This window comes from uncultured Porphyromonas sp., from assembly GCF_938046015.1.
GTDB lineage: Bacteria > Bacteroidota > Bacteroidia > Bacteroidales > Porphyromonadaceae > Porphyromonas.
In genome coordinates, this window is sequence record NZ_CALIXW010000008.1 from 21,045 (window position 1) to 37,567 (window position 16,523).

At 63.0% G+C, this 16,523-nt stretch carries 16 protein-coding genes; 12 read left to right on the forward strand and 4 right to left on the reverse strand.

The genetic code is table 11. The features are described from left to right. Positions 1-41: 41 nt before the first annotated feature. Positions 42-1,235, forward strand: a complete 1,194-nt coding sequence (locus Q0248_RS01155) for a glycosyltransferase (protein WP_299318745.1) — start codon at positions 42-44, stop codon at positions 1,233-1,235. On the opposite strand, the gene Q0248_RS01160 is transcribed toward Q0248_RS01155, so the two are convergent. From Q0248_RS01160 to Q0248_RS01175, 4 genes are all read right to left on the reverse strand, one after another. Further along, positions 1,232-2,170, reverse strand: a complete 939-nt coding sequence (locus Q0248_RS01160) for a glycosyltransferase family 2 protein (RefSeq protein WP_299318746.1) — start codon at positions 2,168-2,170, stop codon at positions 1,232-1,234. The two genes, Q0248_RS01155 and Q0248_RS01160, sit on opposite strands and share 4 nt — an antisense overlap. Before the next feature lie 101 nt (positions 2,171-2,271). Beyond that, entirely contained in the window at positions 2,272-3,210 is a 939-nt protein-coding gene (locus Q0248_RS01165) for a glycosyltransferase family A protein (RefSeq protein WP_299318748.1), read from the reverse strand. A gap of 21 nt (positions 3,211-3,231) precedes the next feature. After that, entirely contained in the window at positions 3,232-4,230 is a 999-nt protein-coding gene (locus Q0248_RS01170; protein ID WP_299318749.1) for a lysophospholipid acyltransferase family protein, read from the reverse strand. Beyond that, the gene (locus Q0248_RS01175) at positions 4,223-5,137 is read right to left on the reverse strand and encodes a GIY-YIG nuclease family protein (RefSeq protein ID WP_299318752.1); all 915 of its coding nucleotides are present in this window, start codon (positions 5,135-5,137) and stop codon (positions 4,223-4,225) included. The genes Q0248_RS01170 and Q0248_RS01175 overlap by 8 nt, the downstream gene beginning before the upstream one ends. Before the next feature lie 680 nt (positions 5,138-5,817). Here Q0248_RS01175 and Q0248_RS01180 point away from each other — a divergent pair. The 11 genes from Q0248_RS01180 to Q0248_RS01230 form a co-directional block, all read left to right on the forward strand. Then, positions 5,818-6,264: a SoxR reducing system RseC family protein gene (locus tag Q0248_RS01180; RefSeq protein ID WP_299318754.1), complete on the forward strand. Its 447-nt coding sequence runs from the start codon at positions 5,818-5,820 to the stop codon at positions 6,262-6,264. A 4-nt stretch (positions 6,265-6,268) separates the two neighbouring features. Continuing rightward, positions 6,269-7,177, forward strand: a complete 909-nt coding sequence (locus Q0248_RS01185; protein ID WP_299318757.1) for a Fe-S cluster domain-containing protein — start codon at positions 6,269-6,271, stop codon at positions 7,175-7,177. Between the two features lie 26 nt (positions 7,178-7,203). Further along, positions 7,204-8,538, forward strand: coding sequence for an electron transport complex subunit RsxC (rsxC, locus tag Q0248_RS01190; protein ID WP_299318759.1), 1,335 nt, complete (start codon positions 7,204-7,206; stop codon positions 8,536-8,538). A 4-nt stretch (positions 8,539-8,542) separates the two neighbouring features. Next, positions 8,543-9,520, forward strand: a complete 978-nt coding sequence (locus Q0248_RS01195) for an RnfABCDGE type electron transport complex subunit D (protein ID WP_299318761.1) — start codon at positions 8,543-8,545, stop codon at positions 9,518-9,520. A gap of 1 nt (position 9,521) precedes the next feature. Continuing rightward, the gene (locus tag Q0248_RS01200) at positions 9,522-10,193 is read left to right on the forward strand and encodes an RnfABCDGE type electron transport complex subunit G (RefSeq protein ID WP_299318763.1); all 672 of its coding nucleotides are present in this window, start codon (positions 9,522-9,524) and stop codon (positions 10,191-10,193) included. Positions 10,194-10,202: 9 nt separating this feature from the next. Further along, positions 10,203-10,781, forward strand: a complete 579-nt coding sequence (locus tag Q0248_RS01205) for an electron transport complex subunit E (RefSeq protein ID WP_299318766.1) — start codon at positions 10,203-10,205, stop codon at positions 10,779-10,781. Then, positions 10,778-11,359 carry an electron transport complex subunit RsxA gene (rsxA, locus tag Q0248_RS01210; RefSeq protein ID WP_299318767.1) on the forward strand — a complete coding sequence of 194 codons (582 nt, stop codon included), beginning with the start codon at positions 10,778-10,780 and terminating at the stop codon, positions 11,357-11,359. Before Q0248_RS01205 ends, rsxA begins: the two co-directional genes overlap by 4 nt. Positions 11,360-11,886: 527 nt before the next feature. Then, the gene (locus Q0248_RS01215; protein WP_299318769.1) at positions 11,887-12,543 is read left to right on the forward strand and encodes an aminodeoxychorismate/anthranilate synthase component II; all 657 of its coding nucleotides are present in this window, start codon (positions 11,887-11,889) and stop codon (positions 12,541-12,543) included. Next, the gene (locus tag Q0248_RS01220; RefSeq protein WP_299318771.1) at positions 12,530-13,678 is read left to right on the forward strand and encodes a DNA polymerase III subunit delta; all 1,149 of its coding nucleotides are present in this window, start codon (positions 12,530-12,532) and stop codon (positions 13,676-13,678) included. Before Q0248_RS01215 ends, Q0248_RS01220 begins: the two co-directional genes overlap by 14 nt. A gap of 95 nt (positions 13,679-13,773) precedes the next feature. After that, positions 13,774-15,258, forward strand: a complete 1,485-nt coding sequence (locus Q0248_RS01225; RefSeq protein WP_299318773.1) for a glycoside hydrolase family 27 protein — start codon at positions 13,774-13,776, stop codon at positions 15,256-15,258. Between the two features lie 40 nt (positions 15,259-15,298). After that, a partial coding sequence (locus tag Q0248_RS01230) for a glycoside hydrolase family 95 protein (RefSeq protein WP_299318775.1) occupies positions 15,299-16,523 on the forward strand: 1,225 nt, incomplete at its 3' end.

Below are 16,523 nucleotides of genomic sequence, written 5' to 3' on the forward strand. Positions count from 1 at the left end.
TTGTCCTAAGACCCTTAGTACCTTCTCCTAAGACAGCCCTCATGCAGCCCATACGACTGACCTTCCTCATCACCAGCCTACGCGACGGCGGCATCGAGACGGTGCTGCTGGAGTACCTCCAGCACCTAGCGGAGGATCCGCGCTACCGTCTGACGCTAGCCATCGCTAGCTATATGGGAGATCTGGAGGTCTATAGGGAGCGCATCCCCGAGGGCGTGCGGGTATGCTATCTGGTCCAGGCTACTCCGCTGGTGTACGTGCCGCAGCAGCGTGCACGCCGTAGGCTGGGGGGCGCGATCAAGCTCTGGGACCAGCTGCTGGCGAACCCGCTGCGCCGCTGGCTCGTGCAGCGTGGCATCCAGCACCTCGAGGCGGAGACGGATATCTTCGTAGACTTCGACACCTGCGCCTACAGCTATCTGCGCTCCATCGGACGGCCGAAGGTAGCCTTCCTGCACTTCAGTCTCGAGCAGCTCATGCAGCAGAATGCCCGCCGCACGCGGCGTATCGGGCGTATGCTCCCGGCTTACGATCGTGTCGTCTGTATCTCGGAGGCGATGCGCGCTGAGGCCGAGCAGCTCTTCCCAGAGCTGGGGTCGAGGCTCCGCGTGCTCTACAATCCCAAGGATGTAGCGCGCCTTCGGCAGCGCGCCTCGGAGCTGCCCGAGGATGCACGCATCGAGCGGCCTTACCTCTTGGCAGTAGAGCGACTCGAGGAGTCGCAGAAGGATATCAGCACGCTGCTGCGCGCCTATGCCCTGCTCCAGAGGGAGTACGGAGTCGAGGAGCAGCTCTATATCATAGGGAAGGGGGGATCGGAGGGCGAGCTGCGACAGCTCGCCGCGGAGCTCGGGATAGCGGACTTGGTGTGTTTCCTGGGCTTCATCAGCAACCCCTATCCCTGGATCCAGCGCTGTCGTCTCATGGTGCACAGCGCGAAGTTCGAGGGGCTACCTACGGTCATGATCGAGGGGCTCCTGCTGGGCAAGCTCATCGTGGCGAGCGACTGTCCTACGGGGCCTAGGGAGATCCTCGAGGGGGGAGCAGCAGGGATGCTGGTACCTGTGGGGGATGCCTCGGCCTTCGCCAGCGCCATCCATCGCCTCCTGACGGATGAGGCCTACGCTCGGGAGCTCGCCCTTGGGGCAGCGCTCGCGGCGGGGCGCTTCACCTTCGAGACCATCGCCCCGCAGCTCGATGAGCTCTTCCTGGGGTTAGCTCAGGGGAAGGCTTAGCCCTTCTTCCCCACGAGCTCCCGCATTACCTTATAGATACGCTCTAGGATATAGTCCGCGCGCGTCGCTCCGATAGCTCGGTGGAGCTCCTGGAGGGCGTGGGTGCGGCTTGACTTGTCCCTATTGAGGCGCAGTGTCTGCTTGTAGAGGTGGCCGCGGCGTAGACGCTGCTCCCAGCGGCTGGGGTAGCCGTGGGCGTTGAGGTAACGGGTGATGGCGACGTGCTCCGAGAGACGCGCCCCCGACTGATCGGAGCGCACCGTGACGCGCTGGGTGTGCTGGCGGAATCGGTTGAGCTTGCTCCTGAGCTCGAGCACGGCACCCTGCTCGACCAGCTTGATCCAGAAGAGCCAGTCCCCGCAGGAGCGCATCCCGAGATAAGCCTTGTCCTCGAGCCGCAGCCAGGCCTCGCGACGGAAGACGACCATGCTGGCATTGTAGATACTGTTCTCTCGTGAGAGCCTATGCCGCAGGTAGTAGGCCGAGCTGTAGGCATAGAGCTGCTGGTCCTCCTGCCATCGGTCGTAGTCTCGGGCTAGGGCTGCGCCCTGCTCGTCGACCTGCAGTGAGCCGCAGTAGGCCAGCACTGCGTCGGGCCGCGCCTCTAGGGCTGCCACGAGCCGCTCTAGGAGCTCGGGCGTGCAGCTGTCATCACTCTCCGCGATCCATACGTAGCGGCCACGCGCCAGCGCCAGCCCCCGCTCCCACTGAGTGAAGGGGCTGCCGCTGTTGTGCTCATTGGGGACGTAGTGGCTGACCTTGGGATGGGTGGCGTAGCGCTCCAGGATGCTGCGGCTCTCGTCGGTGGAGCAGTCGTCCAGCAGGATGAGCTCGAAGTCCTGAAAGCGCTGCGTAAGGATGCTCTCGAGGCGCTCCTCGAGGTAGCGCGCGTAGTTGTAGTTCGGCACGATGACCGAGACGAGGGGGGCGTCCATAGCTGGGCGTATCTAGGTGGGTGAGTAGTGCGGATGGGCAGGCTGACCGAGGCGAAGGGAGCTGAGGTGGGCTCGGAGCGAGCTCGGGGGCTGCAGACAGACTAGTAGCGGCGCCCTGTGAGCTGGCTGAGTCCCTTGGTGAGGCGCTCGAGGAGGAAGTCTCTACGCGTGACTCCGAGTTGCTCGCGGAGGTAGCTGAGGCAGCGGGCGCCGAGCTCAGGCTCCTTGCGCCCCAGGCGACTGCACTCCTTGTAGAGCTGTCCGCGACGGCGGTGGCGCTCCATCCAGCTGAGTGGATAGCGCTCCTCGATGTAGCGGGCGATGTCGATCTGCTCCCTGAGGCGATCGCTCGAGCGGTCGGAGCGCATGGTCACGCGCTGGGTGTGCTGGCGGAAGCGGTTGAGCTTCAGCTGCAGCTCGAGGACGTCCCCCCAACGTGAGAGCTCCAGCCAAAAGATGCCATCCCCACAGTAGCGCATACGGGCGTAGGTCTTGTCGATGCACTCCGCGGCCATGCGGCGGAAGAGCACCTTGCTGGCGTTGTAGAGGGTGTCGCGGTGGCGCATCGCTTTGTAGAGGTACTGCTTGGGGCTATCGCGATGCAGGCTGCCGTCCTCCTCCCAGCCGTCGAAGTCACGCGCCAGTGGCTTGCCCTCCTCGTCTATCTGCACGGAGCCGACGTGTGCCATCACGGCCTGGGGCTCGGCCTCGAGGATGCTGACGAGCCTATCCAGCAGCTCGGGCGTGCAGCTGTCATCACTCTCCGCGATCCATACGTACTTGCCCTGAGCCAGTTCCAGTCCCCGCTGCCACTGGGCGAAGGGGCTACCGCTGTTGTGCTCATTGGGGACGTAGTGACTGACCTTGGGATGGGTGGCGTAGCGCTCCAGGATGCTGCGGCTCTCGTCGGTGGAGCAGTCGTCCAGCAGGATGAGCTCGAAGTCCTGGAAGCTCTGCGCTAGGATGCTCTCGATGCGCTCCTCGAGGTAGCGCGCGTAGTTGTAGTTCGGCACGATGACCGAGACAAGGGGGCTAGGCATAGATATAGGGGGGTGAAGGGGCTAAGACTTGGCCGCACGCACCTCGGCCTCACGGCGGGCGATGACTTGCTCTATAGGGCTATGGTCGATGGCGCCCGTCTTGGGATTGCGTCTGAGGTCATACTCCCAGCGCGTGCGCTTCCAGCGGTTGTGACTCCAGAGGTAGAGCTCGGGCGAGGCCTGGATATTGGCCTCGAGGAGGCGGAAGTACTGCCTGGTCAGCTCGTGCTCCTGGAGCGCCTGGGGCTCGTCGGTCATCAGCTGCAGCTCACAGCGGTAGTGGCCACGGCGCACGCGACTGATGGCGCCGTAGAAGGGCACCTGATCCACGCGGCGGATGATGCGCTCGGCACCTGTCAGCACAGGCGTCTCGTGATGTAGGAAGGGGAGCCACAGATGGATGCTGTCCCACATGGGGACTTGGTCGGCTATATAGCCGATGACGATGGGCTGCTGTGCGCGCTGGTAGCGGAGGACACGTCTCAGGGTGTCCTCCATCTGTACGCTGATAGCACCGTTGCGCCCGCGTACGTGCAGCAGCAGCTTGTCGAAGGCGGGGCTCTCCAGCGCATGGTAGATCTGCACGCAGGTGCTGTCGGGGTGCAGCCAGTTGGGGAGGGTAGAGATCCATTCCCACTGGCCGAAGTGTCCGAGGTAGACGGCGCAGGAGCGCCCCTCAGCCATGTAGCGGTCGATCTGCTCGGTGCCGACGAACTCCATCCGTCTGCGGAGCGCCTTCGGCGAAAGGCTCATCAGCTTCACCGTCTCGACGATGTAGTCGCAGAACCAGCGGTAGAAGTCCCGCTGCAGCCCGCGTAGCTCGTCCTCGCTGCGCTCGGGGAAGGACTCGGAGAGGTTCTTCCAGATGACCTTGTGGCGGTACTTCACCACGTAGCACATCAGCAGATAGAGGAGGTCCGAGAAGCGGTACAGCAGCCAGAAGGGTAGCAGCGACGCCAGATACCACAGGCCGAAGCCCAGCGCGTAGCCTAGGCGTGCCCCGAGACTCAGTTTACTCATCGGTGTCCTGCGCTGCAGCTAGCCCTAGAGCTGGGCGTAGCTCGGTGAGCCCCTCGAAACTTGTCCAACCATTGGCGCTGCGGCCACATAGGAACCGCGCAGCCGCCGAGGGACTATTGAAGGCAATAGGCTTGAGGCTGCGATAGCCTCCCTCTTCGGCCTCTGTGAGGATGCCCTCGGCAAGGTACTTTAGGCGGAGGCCTTGAGCCCGTTCATGTTCTGCGGCTTGTTTTTGGGAAGGCTTGAGTGAGGGGAGGAAGGCTCCGCGCTCGATGAAGTACTTGTCTGCCTCTTGATATAGCTCGGCGAAGCCTCGCCCGCCGATCCATCGATAGTATCTCTTCTCTGGAGCTTGGCTAGGGTTCTTGGTCGCTAGCGGCTTAGCCTTATGCGCCTTAACCCGCGATTGTGTAGGGAGCAGTACTCCCTCGGCGCGTAGGAGAAACTCGATCTCGGCGATATACTTCGTATAGGCCACCTTATCAAAGGAACTGACGTTGGGAGCCTTGTCGCGGAGTTCACAGTTCTCCAGCTCATAGCTGTCTGCATCCTTGAAGCGGTGGATAAAGTGGTGCTCCATGAAGTCGATAGCATTGGCATCAAAGCTGTTATTCTCCGAGATGAACATCAGGCAATGCGTCCAGAAGTCCTTCTTCGTCTTGTGCTGGCTGATCCGTGTGATACCGTTGCGAGATTGCCCGATATAGACCCGAGGTCGCTGGCCTGGGGCTGGGCTGTCAAAGAGGAAGTACACGGCGTAGTAGCCCGTCCCCTCCTCCTTGCTTACCGCTGTAAGTCGGCCTGCGCTGAAGTAAAAGCCTTTGATGGAGCTGGCGGCCTCCTGGATGATCTTGAGCTCGGTCGGTGCCTGCTCGTCGGGGAATGTATATCTGATCGCTTTAGCCATATAGGGGTCTATGTCTTGCAAAGTTAGTACAAGCCAGTGCGATAGGCAAATGTCTGTGGCAGCAGGGATCGGGCGATGCTGCTGCGTGTCTCGGAGGGCTGTCGAGGCGCTAGGCGGGGTAGAGGCTCGCCTCCTGCTGCACGTAGCCCCTCGGAGCGGCGGGCGGGGCTCGCTCGCTGCCCCCGGCGCCCGCACATTAGTTCCTCGGCGAGCTCCGACAAGTGCCTTAGGAAGCCCCTATATAGATTGGAGTGAGCTGAGCCTAGAGGGGGGCTGGGGTTTATTATATTATTTCTCGCCGTCACAGCTATCAGTCAGCTCCATTTATTATATAATATCTGGCGAGAACTTATATTACTTTTCTCCGTCCCCCTAGGCTGTGAGCTTCGGCAGGGGCTGGTCGCAGCTCCGCCAGCCTTATCCTTGGCCTCGCCAAGCGTAGGCTCGGAGGGCCCTTCTGGAGAGGCGCTGAGGAGGGCTGCCAAAGGGTGGGCAGTGCCCCACGACCTATTACCAAGAATTATGTATTCTAGGGCTTGTTTCTTTGGGGCAGAATACCTACTTTTGTCTATGTGAATTGTTTGGGGCTGGGGCTGAGTGCCTTCGCAAGAGCTGGGACTAAGCCCTCGGTCTGATCTGAGCTGATAACTACAGCTCCTCACCAGCAATAGGACATCACAATGAACGGATCATGTACTGGGTCGGAACGCCGGTCGGGGGTCGTCGTGGCAGTGACCCCGACCGAGGTGACCGTGAAGATCCAGCAGCTGAGCGCCTGTACGGGCTGCCATGCCAAAGACTTTTGTACCACTGCCGACAGCCAGGATAGGCTTCTCACGATACCTACCCAGGGAAGACACTATGAGCCCGGCCAGGCTGTGCTCGTCGAGGCGCGCGATAGCATCGGACGCCGTGCCATCCTCTTGGCCTTCCTCCTCCCCCTTCTTCTGCTCCTCCTAGGTCTAGGCCTTGGCCTGCATGCCCTCGGCCTCAGTGAGGGCCCCAGCATCGCCCTCAGCCTCGTGCTCCTGGCGCTCTACGGCCTCCTACTCTACGCCTCTCGAGGGCGTCTAGCGCGCTCGCTGCGCCTAGAGCTGCATCCCCTGACATCTACTACACATCCCTAGCATCATGTTTACCACCATCGCTGTCCTCGCCCTCATCGGGGCGCTAGGTGCAGGACTGCTGTATCTGGTCTCACGCCGCTTCGAGGTGCAGGAGGATCCCCGTATCGCCGAGGTGGCCGAGGTGCTGCCCCAGGCCAACTGTGGCGGCTGCGGCTACCCGGGCTGTGCTGCCTTCGCCTCGGCCTGTGCGCGTAGCGAGGGCCTCGAGGGGCTCTTCTGCCCCGTGGGAGGCTCGCCCGTCATGGATAAGGTCGGCGCTATCCTCGGCATGGCCGCCAAGAAGCAGGACCCACTGGTCGCCGTCCTGCGCTGCAATGGTACCTGCGACGCGCGCCCGCGTACCAATATATATAATGGTGCCTCCAGCTGTACCGTCGCCTCGGCCCTCTACAAGGGCGAGACAGACTGTAGCTGGGGCTGCCTCGGGCTAGGGGACTGCGTCGAGTCCTGCCACTTCGATGCGATGTACATGGATGAGGAGACGCGCCTGCCCGTGATCCTCGAGGACAAGTGCGTGGCCTGTGGCGCCTGTGTCAAGGCTTGTCCCAAGACCATCATCGAGCTGCGTAAGAAGGGACCCAAGAACCGCCGCATCTACGTCAGCTGCGTCAATAAGGATAAGGGCGGCGTGGCGAAGAAGGCCTGCAGCAATGCCTGCATCGGCTGTAGCCTCTGCTTCAAGGAGTGTAAGTTCGAGGCCATCACCATCGCTGACAACCTCTCCTACATCGACCACACCAAGTGCCGCCTCTGCCGCAAGTGTGTCAGCGTCTGCCCCACGCACGCCATACACGAGCTGGGCTTCCCGCCCAAGAAGGAGCCCGCAGCTGAGCCCGCTACCCCCGAGGCCGCAGCGGGCCCCACACCACCCCTGCCAGCCGCCCCCGCTAGCAGCGGAGCTCTGCCTGCCTGAAGGATCCCCTAACTAAGAGCTAGACCATGCTACGTACCTTTCGTCTCGGAGGCATACACCCTCCCGAAAACAAGCTCTCCGCAGCCGTCGCCCCTCAGCCGCTGGCGCTGCCACGCGAAGTAATCATCCCCATCGGGCAGCACATAGGCGCCCCTGCCGTACCCGTCGTCGCTAAGGGCGACCTCGTTAAGGTCGGCACAGTCATCGCCAAGACAGGGGGCTTCGTCTCCGCCAACATCCATTCCTCAGTCACGGGTAAGGTCACCAAGATCGACGCCGTCTACGACGCTGGGGGCTACAAGCGCCCTGCCATCATCATCAGTGTCACCCCCGAGGAGGAATGGGAGGAGGGCATAGACCGCAGCCCCGAGTTGGTCCGTGACTGCACGCTTAGCCCCCAGGAGATCACCAGCGCCATCGCGGCTGCTGGGGTCGTCGGCCTCGGAGGGGCGACCTTCCCCACGCACGTCAAGCTCGCTCCGCCCCCAGGGGCCAAGGCCGAGCTCCTCATCGTCAACGCTGTGGAGTGCGAGCCCTACCTGACCAGTGACCATCAGCTGATGCTCACCAAGGCCCCCGAGATCCTCGTCGGCGTCCAGCTGCTGATGCGTGCCCTCGAGGTAGGCCGCACCGTCATCGGCATCGAGGCCAATAAGCCTGACGCCATCGCCCTCATGACGCGCCTGGCGAAGGACTACCCTGGGGTAGAGGTCATGCCACTGAAGGTACAGTACCCGCAGGGAGGGGAGAAGCAGCTCATCGATGCCGTCCTACGCCGTCAGGTCAAGAGCGGCGCCCTGCCGATATCCGCTGGTGCTGTCGTGCAGAACGTCGGTACGGTCTTTGCCGTCTACGAGGCCGTGCAGAAGCACAAGCCCCTCATCGAGCGCATCGTCACCGTCACGGGCAAGCACCTCGAGCGCCCAGCCAACTACCTCGTGCGCATCGGCACGCCCATCCAGGATCTGATCACGGCCTCGGGCGGGCTACCCGAGGACACGGGGAAGATCATCGGCGGCGGCCCTATGATGGGCAAGGCGCTGCTTAGCCCCGACATCCCCGTCACCAAGGGGACCTCAGGTGTGCTACTGCTGCCGCACGAGGAGTCCGTACGACAGCCCATGCGTGCCTGCATCCGCTGCGCCAAGTGCGTCAACGTATGCCCCATGGGGCTCAATCCTACCTATCTGATGCGCGACGTGCAGTACGCCGACTGGGATCAGGTGGAGCGTGGCTATGTCCTCGACTGCATCGAGTGCGGCTCCTGCAGCTATGCTTGCCCCTCGCATCGCCCGCTGCTGGACTTCATCCGTGTAGGCAAGCAGCGCGTCTCTGCCATCGTTCGTGCCCGTAAAAGCTAAGCTCATGGATAAGCTCATCATCTCTCCCTCCCCGCACATACACAGCGGTGACAGCATCGAGCGCAATATGTACGCCGTGCTGCTGGCACTGGCGCCGGCTTGCCTCGTCTCGCTGGTGATCTTCGGCCTCGGAGCGCTGGTCGTCCTGCTGGTCAGCGTCCTCGGCTGCTGCCTCACGGAGTGGCTCATCACGAAGTATCTCTACGGCAGTGAGCCCACGCTGCGGGACGGCTCGGCCGTCCTCACGGGGCTGCTCCTAGGGATGAACCTCCCCTCCAGCCTCCCTTGGTGGATCGTCCTCATCGGCAGCATCGTAGCTATCGGCGTGGGTAAGATGAGCTTCGGCGGCCTCGGGGGGAATATCTTTAACCCTGCGCTCGTCGGGCGTGTCTTCCTGCTCATCGCCTATCCCGCACCTATGACGCTGTGGCCTGAGGCCGGGCAGCTGCTTCGCTATACCGATGCTACGACGGGGGCTACCCCACTGGGCATCGCTAAGGGCGTAGCGACAGCTACCCCGGGGATGAGCTGGGAGCAGCTTCCCTCGGCGGGTGACCTCCTGCTGGGGCTGCACGGTGGTAGCCTCGGGGAGGTCAGTGCCTTGGCTCTGCTTCTAGGCCTGGGGTATCTGCTCTGGCGGCGGGTCATCACCTGGCTCATCCCTATGGCAGTGCTGGGCTCGGCCTTTGCCTTCTCTGGACTGATGCATCTGATCAACCCCGCGCTCTACGCCTCGCCGCTGGTGCACCTCCTATCGGGAGGGATGCTCCTCGGGGCGATCTTCATGGCTACGGACTACGTCACGAGCCCGCTCTCGGCACGAGGACAGCTGATCTACGGCGCCTTCATCGGCCTCTTGACGATGCTGATACGCCTCTTCGGGAGCTACCCCGAGGGGATGTCCTTTGCTATCTTGATCATGAATGCCTTCACGCCTCTGATCAATATCTACGTACGACCTAAGCACTTCGGAGGACGCTAAGATGAAGAAGCTAAGTTCGACCCTACCCAATATGCTGCTCTCCCTGACGGGGATCTGTATCGTCGTCTCGGGGATCCTTGCCCTAGTGAATAAGGTGACCGCCGAGCCCATAGCGGCCTCGGCGATGAAGGCCAAGGTAGAGGCCATACGTGCCGTGACGCCCGCCTTCGACAATAATCCCTACGCCGAGCGCGAGCGTCTGCTGCCCGAGGGCGAGACCGATAGCTTGACCGTCTACCCAGCCAGGAAGGGCGGCTCCCTCGTAGGCTATGCCGTGGAGAGCTACACACGGGCGGGCTTCAACGGCCTAATCTCCGTGATGGTGGGCTTCGACACTGAGGGCACGCTCGTGGACTTCTCGGTGCTGGAGCATAGCGAGAGTCCTGGCCTTGGCTCGCTGATCCCCGAGTGGTACCACCAGAAGAGCGAGACGGGCGGCCTAAGGGAAATGCGCGGCCTCAGCATGAGTAAGGAGGCGCCGCTCTCGGTACGCAAGGATGGCGGACGGGTGGATGCCATTACCGCCGCCACCATCAGCAGCCGCGCCTTCCTCGACGCGGTCAACCGTGCCTGGCGTGTCTACCGCCAGCTGCAGTCCCAGGAGGCTGCCCCCTCTGGTGAGTCCTCTAGCTCCAGCACCGCAGTCTCTGCCCCTACCTCCTCACCTAGCTAGCCTACCGCCATGCGACCTCTAGACATCATCAAGAACGGCATCACGACAGAGAACCCTACCTTCGTCCTTCTGCTCGGGATGTGCCCTACGCTCGCCACGACCAGCTCGGCACTGAACGGACTGGCGATGGGGCTGGCGACCATGTTCGTCCTTATCTGCTCCAATAGCGCCATCTCGCTGATCAAGCACCTCGTCCCCGACGCCGTCCGTATCCCGAGCTACATCGTCGTCATCGCGGGCTTCGTGACGATCGTCCAGCTGCTGATGCAGGCCTATCTGCCCGCGCTGTACGCCTCGCTCGGGCTCTTCATCCCGCTGATCGTCGTCAACTGCATCGTCCTGGGCCGTGCTGAGGCGGTGGCGGCGAAGCAGCCCGTGCTGCACGCCAGCCTTGACGGAGTGGGTATCGGACTCGGCTTCACGCTCTCGCTGACGCTGCTTGGGCTGCTGCGCGAGTTCCTCGGGGCAGGCACCGCTTTCGGCCTGCAGCTCTACCCCAAGACCTATAGCGCTCTGCTCTTTGTCCTCGCCCCAGGGGCCTTCATCGTCCTGGGCTATCTCATCGCACTGAAGAATAAGCTATCATGACGCACTACCTACTCATCTTCGTCGCGGCGGTCTTCGTCAATAACGTCGTCCTCTCGCAGTTCCTCGGCATCTGTCCCTTCCTCGGCGTGTCGAAGAAGGTAGATACGGCCGCTGGTATGGGAGCCGCCGTGACCTTCGTCCTGGCGCTGGCGACGATGTGCACCTTCCTCCTGCAGCGCTTCGTCCTGGAGCCGCTGGACATGGTCTATATGCAGACCATCGCCTTCATCCTCGTCATTGCGGCCCTGGTGCAGATGGTGGAGATCATCCTCAAGAAAGTCTCGCCCGCGCTCTACCAGGCCCTCGGCGTCTTCCTCCCGCTGATCACGACCAACTGCTGCGTGCTCGGCGTGGCAATCCTCGTGATCCAGAAGGAGTTCAACCTCATGGAGAGCGTCGTCTATGCCGTCTCCATCGCCCTCGGCTTCACGCTCGCACTGGTCGTCTTTGCGGGTATCCGCGAGCAGCTGGCGCGCACCGAGCTCCCGCCCAGCATGCGTGGTATTCCCATTGCGCTCATATCGGCGGGTATCCTTGCCATGGCCTTCATGGGCTTCAGCGGCATGGTGCGCCTCTAGCCTAGGCTAAGGCTCCGCGTCGGAGTATCAGGCACGGGAGGGAACGAAGCGTATTTCGTTCCCTCCCGTGCCGTTTCTATTTTAGTACTAAGGTGCTGTGTGAGGCTTGGCTCTCTCCGTCCTCCCAATAGGCTGATTGAGGAGGAAGAAGCCCCCTAAGGGCTTGCTCGCTATTAGATTATAAGTCTGAGCTCAGCGGTGTAAGCTCAAGACTCACTGCCCGCTCTAATTGCTCGGGCGAGGGCTCGACGGCGTGCGGTAGCGGTCGGCGGGGATAGGGGGAGGGGGGCTGAGGCATATCAGTCAGCGGGCTGAGGGACGTCAGTGGCGAGCGTGAGGGATAGCAGTCAGCGAGGCTGAGGGATATCCCTCGCGGAGCTCGGCTAAGGCTGGGGGCGCACTGGGCTTTTGCTTGGCGTACGCTGGGAGGGCTTGAGCGGGGTGGGGTAGTGGCTGGGCTCCTCCGCCCCTACCGTGTCCTCCGCGCTGTGTGGCTAGGGCAGGGCTTTTCCGTACCTTTGCCTTATATGATACGTCTACTCGTCATTGATAATAGGGACTCCTTCGTCTACAATATCGTCCAGCTCCTTCGGGAGCTGCCTGAGATCAGCTATGAGCTCAGGCAGGAGGAGGCGCTCGCGGGCGAGCAGCTGGAGGGCTACGATGGGCTGATCCTCTCCCCAGGGCCGGGACTGCCTGGAGACTACCCCGAGATGCTGCGCCTGGTGCGGCTGGCTCTAGAGCACGGGCTTCCGCTGCTCGGCGTCTGCCTCGGGCATCAGGCGCTGGCCGAGACGCTGGGCGCCCAGCTCTATCAGCTGGAGCGACCCCTGCATGGGCATGCCAGCCAGCTCGTGCAGCTCGCGGCCGATCCTATCCTCGGGGCGGAGGCCAGCGGGCGTATCATCGGGCGCTACCATAGCTGGGCGGTGGAGGCGAAGAGCCTGCCGCCCTGCCTCGTCGCTACGGCGCTGAGCAGCCCGCTCAGCTCGGAGGCCAACGAGGAGCCCGTGGTGATGGCCCTTAGACACCGCAGCCGTCCCGCCTTCGGCCTGCAGTTCCACCCCGAGAGCATGATCAGTCAGGAGGGGGCGGGCTATATAGAGCGCTTCGTCGCCCTCATCGCTGCGGGGCTAGGACAAGGGGCGCACTTCGACCAAAGAATAGACTATGTACTTCCGTGATATCATCGGGCAGGAGGCTGCCAAGCGGCTCCTGCTGGAGACCGCCCAGCGGGGCATCGTGCCGCATGCACAGCTCTTCGTCGGGCGCGACGGCTCGGGGGCGCTTGGGCTGGCCTATGCCTATGCGCGCTACCTCAACTGTCAGGAGCCCAGTGCTACCGACGCCTGCGGGCACTGTCCCTCCTGTCGCCGCTACGACGGCTATGCCGAGCAGGAGCTGCTCTACCTCTTTCCCATCGTCAACGAGGCGGGGCGCAACTACTGCAGCGACTACCTCGAGCCCTGGCGTCAGTACCTCGCGCGTGGCCCCTACGGGCGCTATGAGGAGTGGCTGGAGCAGCTCGGGGCGACGGGCAAGCGTGCCTCGATCTTCGCCCGGGAGGGAGACGAACTGCAGCAGCACCTGAGCTACCGCGTCGGCGGGAAGGGCTATCGTGTGCTCATCGTATGGTGTCCCGAGCGGATGCAGGAGGCGCTGGGGAATAAGCTCCTCAAGTTTGTTGAGGAGCCCGCAGCCCGCACGGTCATCCTCATGGTGACGATGCAGGAGGAGCTGGTACTGGGGACGCTGCGTAGCCGTATGCAGCGCCTACAGCTACAGCCGCTCAGTGAGGGTGAGCTGATCGGCGCCCTGATGGCCCTGCCCAGTGTCCCCGCAGGCTCGGACGCCCTGCTGGCGGCACACCTGGCGGATGGGAGCTGGCGTCGTGCGCGCGAGCTCTTCCTCGGTGAGGACACGAGCGACCGCGAGCTCTTCGGCTACCTGCAGCGTATCCTCCGCGCTACGGTCAATGCCCAGCCGCTGGAGATGCGCACCCTCGGCGATGAGCTCGCTCAGCTGAGCCGCGATGAGCAGACGCAGCTCATCGAGTACCTGGCACGGATGTTCCGCGAATTCTATCTCTACAACCTGCAGCAGCCCGAGCTGAACTACCTGACCAGTCGTGAGCAGGGCATAGCCCAGTACCTGCGCCGTGTCGTCATGGGGCAGAATGTACGTGTCGTCCAGGAGGAGTTGGATCTAGCGCAGCGTCACCTGGCGCAGAATGTCAATGTGCGGATGGTCTTCTTCGACCTCCTACTGCGCTTGACCTCGGCTCTGGCGGCCAGCTACCGCCAGCACGGGATACGTTGACGCTACGCGCGGCGCGCTGCTTCGCAGGGCTCGCCTACTCGCCTAAAGGGCGTATCTTCGCACTACAATTACTAATCCTTATAGAACTCCCCCTTATGAAGCACCTACTCTCACTAGCCTTGCTGGCTGCCTGTAGCGCCCTGCCAGTGGTGGCCCAAAGCGTGTCCGATAGCCTCGGCCTGCGCTGTGCTACCGAGGTCTTCAGCCTCCCGCATCGCCCCTTCATGCACAAGATCGTAGCCTCCTCTCCCGAGGCTCAGCTGAGCGTCAAGGGCCTGCCCAAGGGCCTTCGCTGGAATGCGCAGCGCTGCCTCATCGAGGGTACAGCACCCGCCGCAGGGAGCTACAGCTACAGCCTCATCGTGAGCTCGGGCAAGCAGCAGCGTACCATCCCTGCCCAGCTCACCGTGAGCAAGAGCCTCGGGCTGGCGCGTCCCTTCATGGGTTGGATCTCGTGGAATGTCGTCGAGGGCAATATCTCCGCTTCCATCGTACGGCAGGTGGCCGACGCGATGACGACGCAGGGGCTGAGTGCATCAGGCTACCGCTACCTCATCATCGACGACCTATGGCACGCCCCCCAGCGTGCTGCCGATGGCGCTACCCAGCCCGACCCGAAGAAGTTCCCCGAGGGGATGAAGCCTGTCGTAGACTACGTCCACGAGCGGGGGCTGAAGTTCGGGATCTACTCCGATGCTGCTGAGCGTACCTGCGCAGGCGCCTATGGCTCGCTCGGCTACGAGCAGCAGGATGCGCGCACCTATGCTCAGTGGGGCGTCGATCTCCTGAAGTACGACTACTGCCATGCCCCTAAGGACGCCGCTACGGCCGAGGAGCGCTACCGCACGATGGGTACTGCGCTGCGTGAGGCAGGGGGCATCCTGCTCTATATGTGTGAGTGGGGCGCCCGCAAGCCTTGGCTGTGGGGGGCACGCACGGGGGCCTCTGCCTGGCGTGCGACCTACGACACGCGTGACTGCTGGGTCGGTAAGCCTGGCGGCATAGGCGTGACGCAGAGCATCGAGGACATGAAGGGGCTATGGCCCTACAGCGGGGTGAACCGCTTCAACGACGCCGATATGATGTGCGTCGGGATCCATGGGACGGGGAAGTCCAGTAGTGATCTCTGCGCCACGGGCCCCGGGATGACGCAGGACGAATACACGACCCAGTTCGCCCTCTGGTGCATGTGGTCCTCGCCGCTGCTGCTGTCCTTCGACCTGACGAAGCCCATCAGCCCCGAGGACAAGCGCCTGATCACCAATGCCGACCTCATAGCCCTAGACCAAGACGAGCTAGGTCAGCAGGCAGAGCTCGTCCTAGAGGATCAGGGCATCATCTACTTCATGAAGGACCTGGCCAACGGGGATGTGGCCATTTCCGCGACCAACCTCAAGGACTCGGAGCAGACGGTGCACTTCGACTTCACACGCTTCTCCGCCCTCAAGGCCAAGGTGCGCTACCGCGTCCGCGACTGTGTGGAGCAGCGCACGCTCCCTGCCGTACAGGGAAGTCTCTCCACGGCTGTCCGCCCCCATGCCACCGTCGTCTATCGCCTCAGCCGCCTAGCCCGTCGCTAGACTCCCAGCAGCTAATCATCATCCTAAGACCAAACTATACATGTATAGACCCAAGCAAGTCATCCTGCTCCTCGGCCTAAGCCTCGCGCTCCCGCTGGGGCTCTTGGCTGGCGTGCGCCCTAAGGCCACTCCGAGCCCCCTCCTCAAGGACAGCAGCGCCTACCGCCAGGCGTTGAGCTACCACCTCGATCGTCCCGCACGCAGCATGATGGAGGAGCTCCCCCTAGGCAATGGACGCCTGGGTATGCTCTCCGATGGGGGTGTGCAGCGCCAGCGCATCACGCTCAACGAGAGCTCCATGTGGAGCGGAAGCATCGACTCTACGGCGCTCAATCCCGAGGCGGCCAAGCACCTGCCCGAGATCCGTCAGCTGCTCTTCGCAGGTAAGGCCAAGGAGGCCGAGGCCCTGATGTACCGCACCTTCGTCTGCGGGGGGAAGGGCAGCGGCCACGGTAGTGGAGCCAAGGTGCCCTACGGCAGCTACGAGGTCGGGGGCTTCCTCCATCTGGACTGGATGCGCGCGCCGCAGCTCTCCGCCTACCGCCGTAGCCTCGACCTCCAGGAGGGGATCAGCACCGAGCGCCTCGAGGTCGCAGGCAGTCTCTACCGTCTCAAGACGCTCTACAGCTCCATGACCCAGGACGTGCAGGTACTGCACATCGAGAACCTCAGCCCCGAGGCCAAGAGCGATACGCTCCGCCTCACGCTGAGCCGCCCCGAGTGCGGCCAGACGGCCGTGATGGGCGGTATGCTCACCATGAGCGGGGCTCTCAGCGACGGCAAGGGCGGCCAAGGACTGCGCTATGCTATCCTCGTTAGGCCCGTACTCCCCGAGGGCGGGCAGCTGATCACTGAGGGGCAGGAGCTCCTCGTCGTAGGGGCGCCCGTCGTGACGATCTATGTGGCGCATAATACCAACTACTACGATCCACGACTCCCCCTTCTGGCGAAGGGCGTCGAGCAGCTGGTGGCGGCAGAGCGCCTCGGTGAGGCACAGCTCCGCAGCGCCCAGCGGCAGACCTTCGGCGAGCGTATGGGGCGCGTGCAGATCGCTCTGAAGGGGAGCGATGAGACCCGCCTCAGCCTGCCGATAGACCAGCGCCTCATCGCCTACTACCGCGAGCCCGAGCGTGACCCTGCGCTGGCTGCGCTCTACCTGCAGTTCGGCCGCTACCTCCTCCTCTCTAGTACTCGCCCTGGTGCTCTGCCGCCCAACCTGCAGGGCCTATGGACCAATACCATCCAGGCGCCATGGAATGGGGACT

Bases quoted from the DNA above. Each gene is read 5' to 3' on its own strand.
- Q0248_RS01220 (WP_299318771.1), top strand. From the start codon at position 12,530: ATGTACTTCCGTGATATCATCGGGCAGGAGGCTGCCAAGCGGCTCCTG.
- Q0248_RS01180 (WP_299318754.1), top strand. From the start codon at position 5,818: ATGAACGGATCATGTACTGGGTCGGAACGCCGGTCGGGGGTCGTCGTG.
- Q0248_RS01205 (WP_299318766.1), top strand. From the start codon at position 10,203: ATGCGACCTCTAGACATCATCAAGAACGGCATCACGACAGAGAACCCT.
- Q0248_RS01185 (WP_299318757.1), top strand. From the start codon at position 6,269: ATGTTTACCACCATCGCTGTCCTCGCCCTCATCGGGGCGCTAGGTGCA.
- Q0248_RS01170 (WP_299318749.1), bottom strand. From the start codon at position 4,230: ATGAGTAAACTGAGTCTCGGGGCACGCCTAGGCTACGCGCTGGGCTTC.
- rsxA (WP_299318767.1), top strand. From the start codon at position 10,778: ATGACGCACTACCTACTCATCTTCGTCGCGGCGGTCTTCGTCAATAAC.
- rsxC (WP_299318759.1), top strand. From the start codon at position 7,204: ATGCTACGTACCTTTCGTCTCGGAGGCATACACCCTCCCGAAAACAAG.
- Q0248_RS01165 (WP_299318748.1), bottom strand. From the start codon at position 3,210: ATGCCTAGCCCCCTTGTCTCGGTCATCGTGCCGAACTACAACTACGCG.
- Q0248_RS01155 (WP_299318745.1), top strand. From the start codon at position 42: ATGCAGCCCATACGACTGACCTTCCTCATCACCAGCCTACGCGACGGC.
- Q0248_RS01200 (WP_299318763.1), top strand. From the start codon at position 9,522: ATGAAGAAGCTAAGTTCGACCCTACCCAATATGCTGCTCTCCCTGACG.
- Q0248_RS01225 (WP_299318773.1), top strand. From the start codon at position 13,774: ATGAAGCACCTACTCTCACTAGCCTTGCTGGCTGCCTGTAGCGCCCTG.
- Q0248_RS01195 (WP_299318761.1), top strand. From the start codon at position 8,543: ATGGATAAGCTCATCATCTCTCCCTCCCCGCACATACACAGCGGTGAC.
- Q0248_RS01175 (WP_299318752.1), bottom strand. From the start codon at position 5,137: ATGGCTAAAGCGATCAGATATACATTCCCCGACGAGCAGGCACCGACC.
- Q0248_RS01160 (WP_299318746.1), bottom strand. From the start codon at position 2,170: ATGGACGCCCCCCTCGTCTCGGTCATCGTGCCGAACTACAACTACGCG.
- Q0248_RS01215 (WP_299318769.1), top strand. From the start codon at position 11,887: ATGATACGTCTACTCGTCATTGATAATAGGGACTCCTTCGTCTACAAT.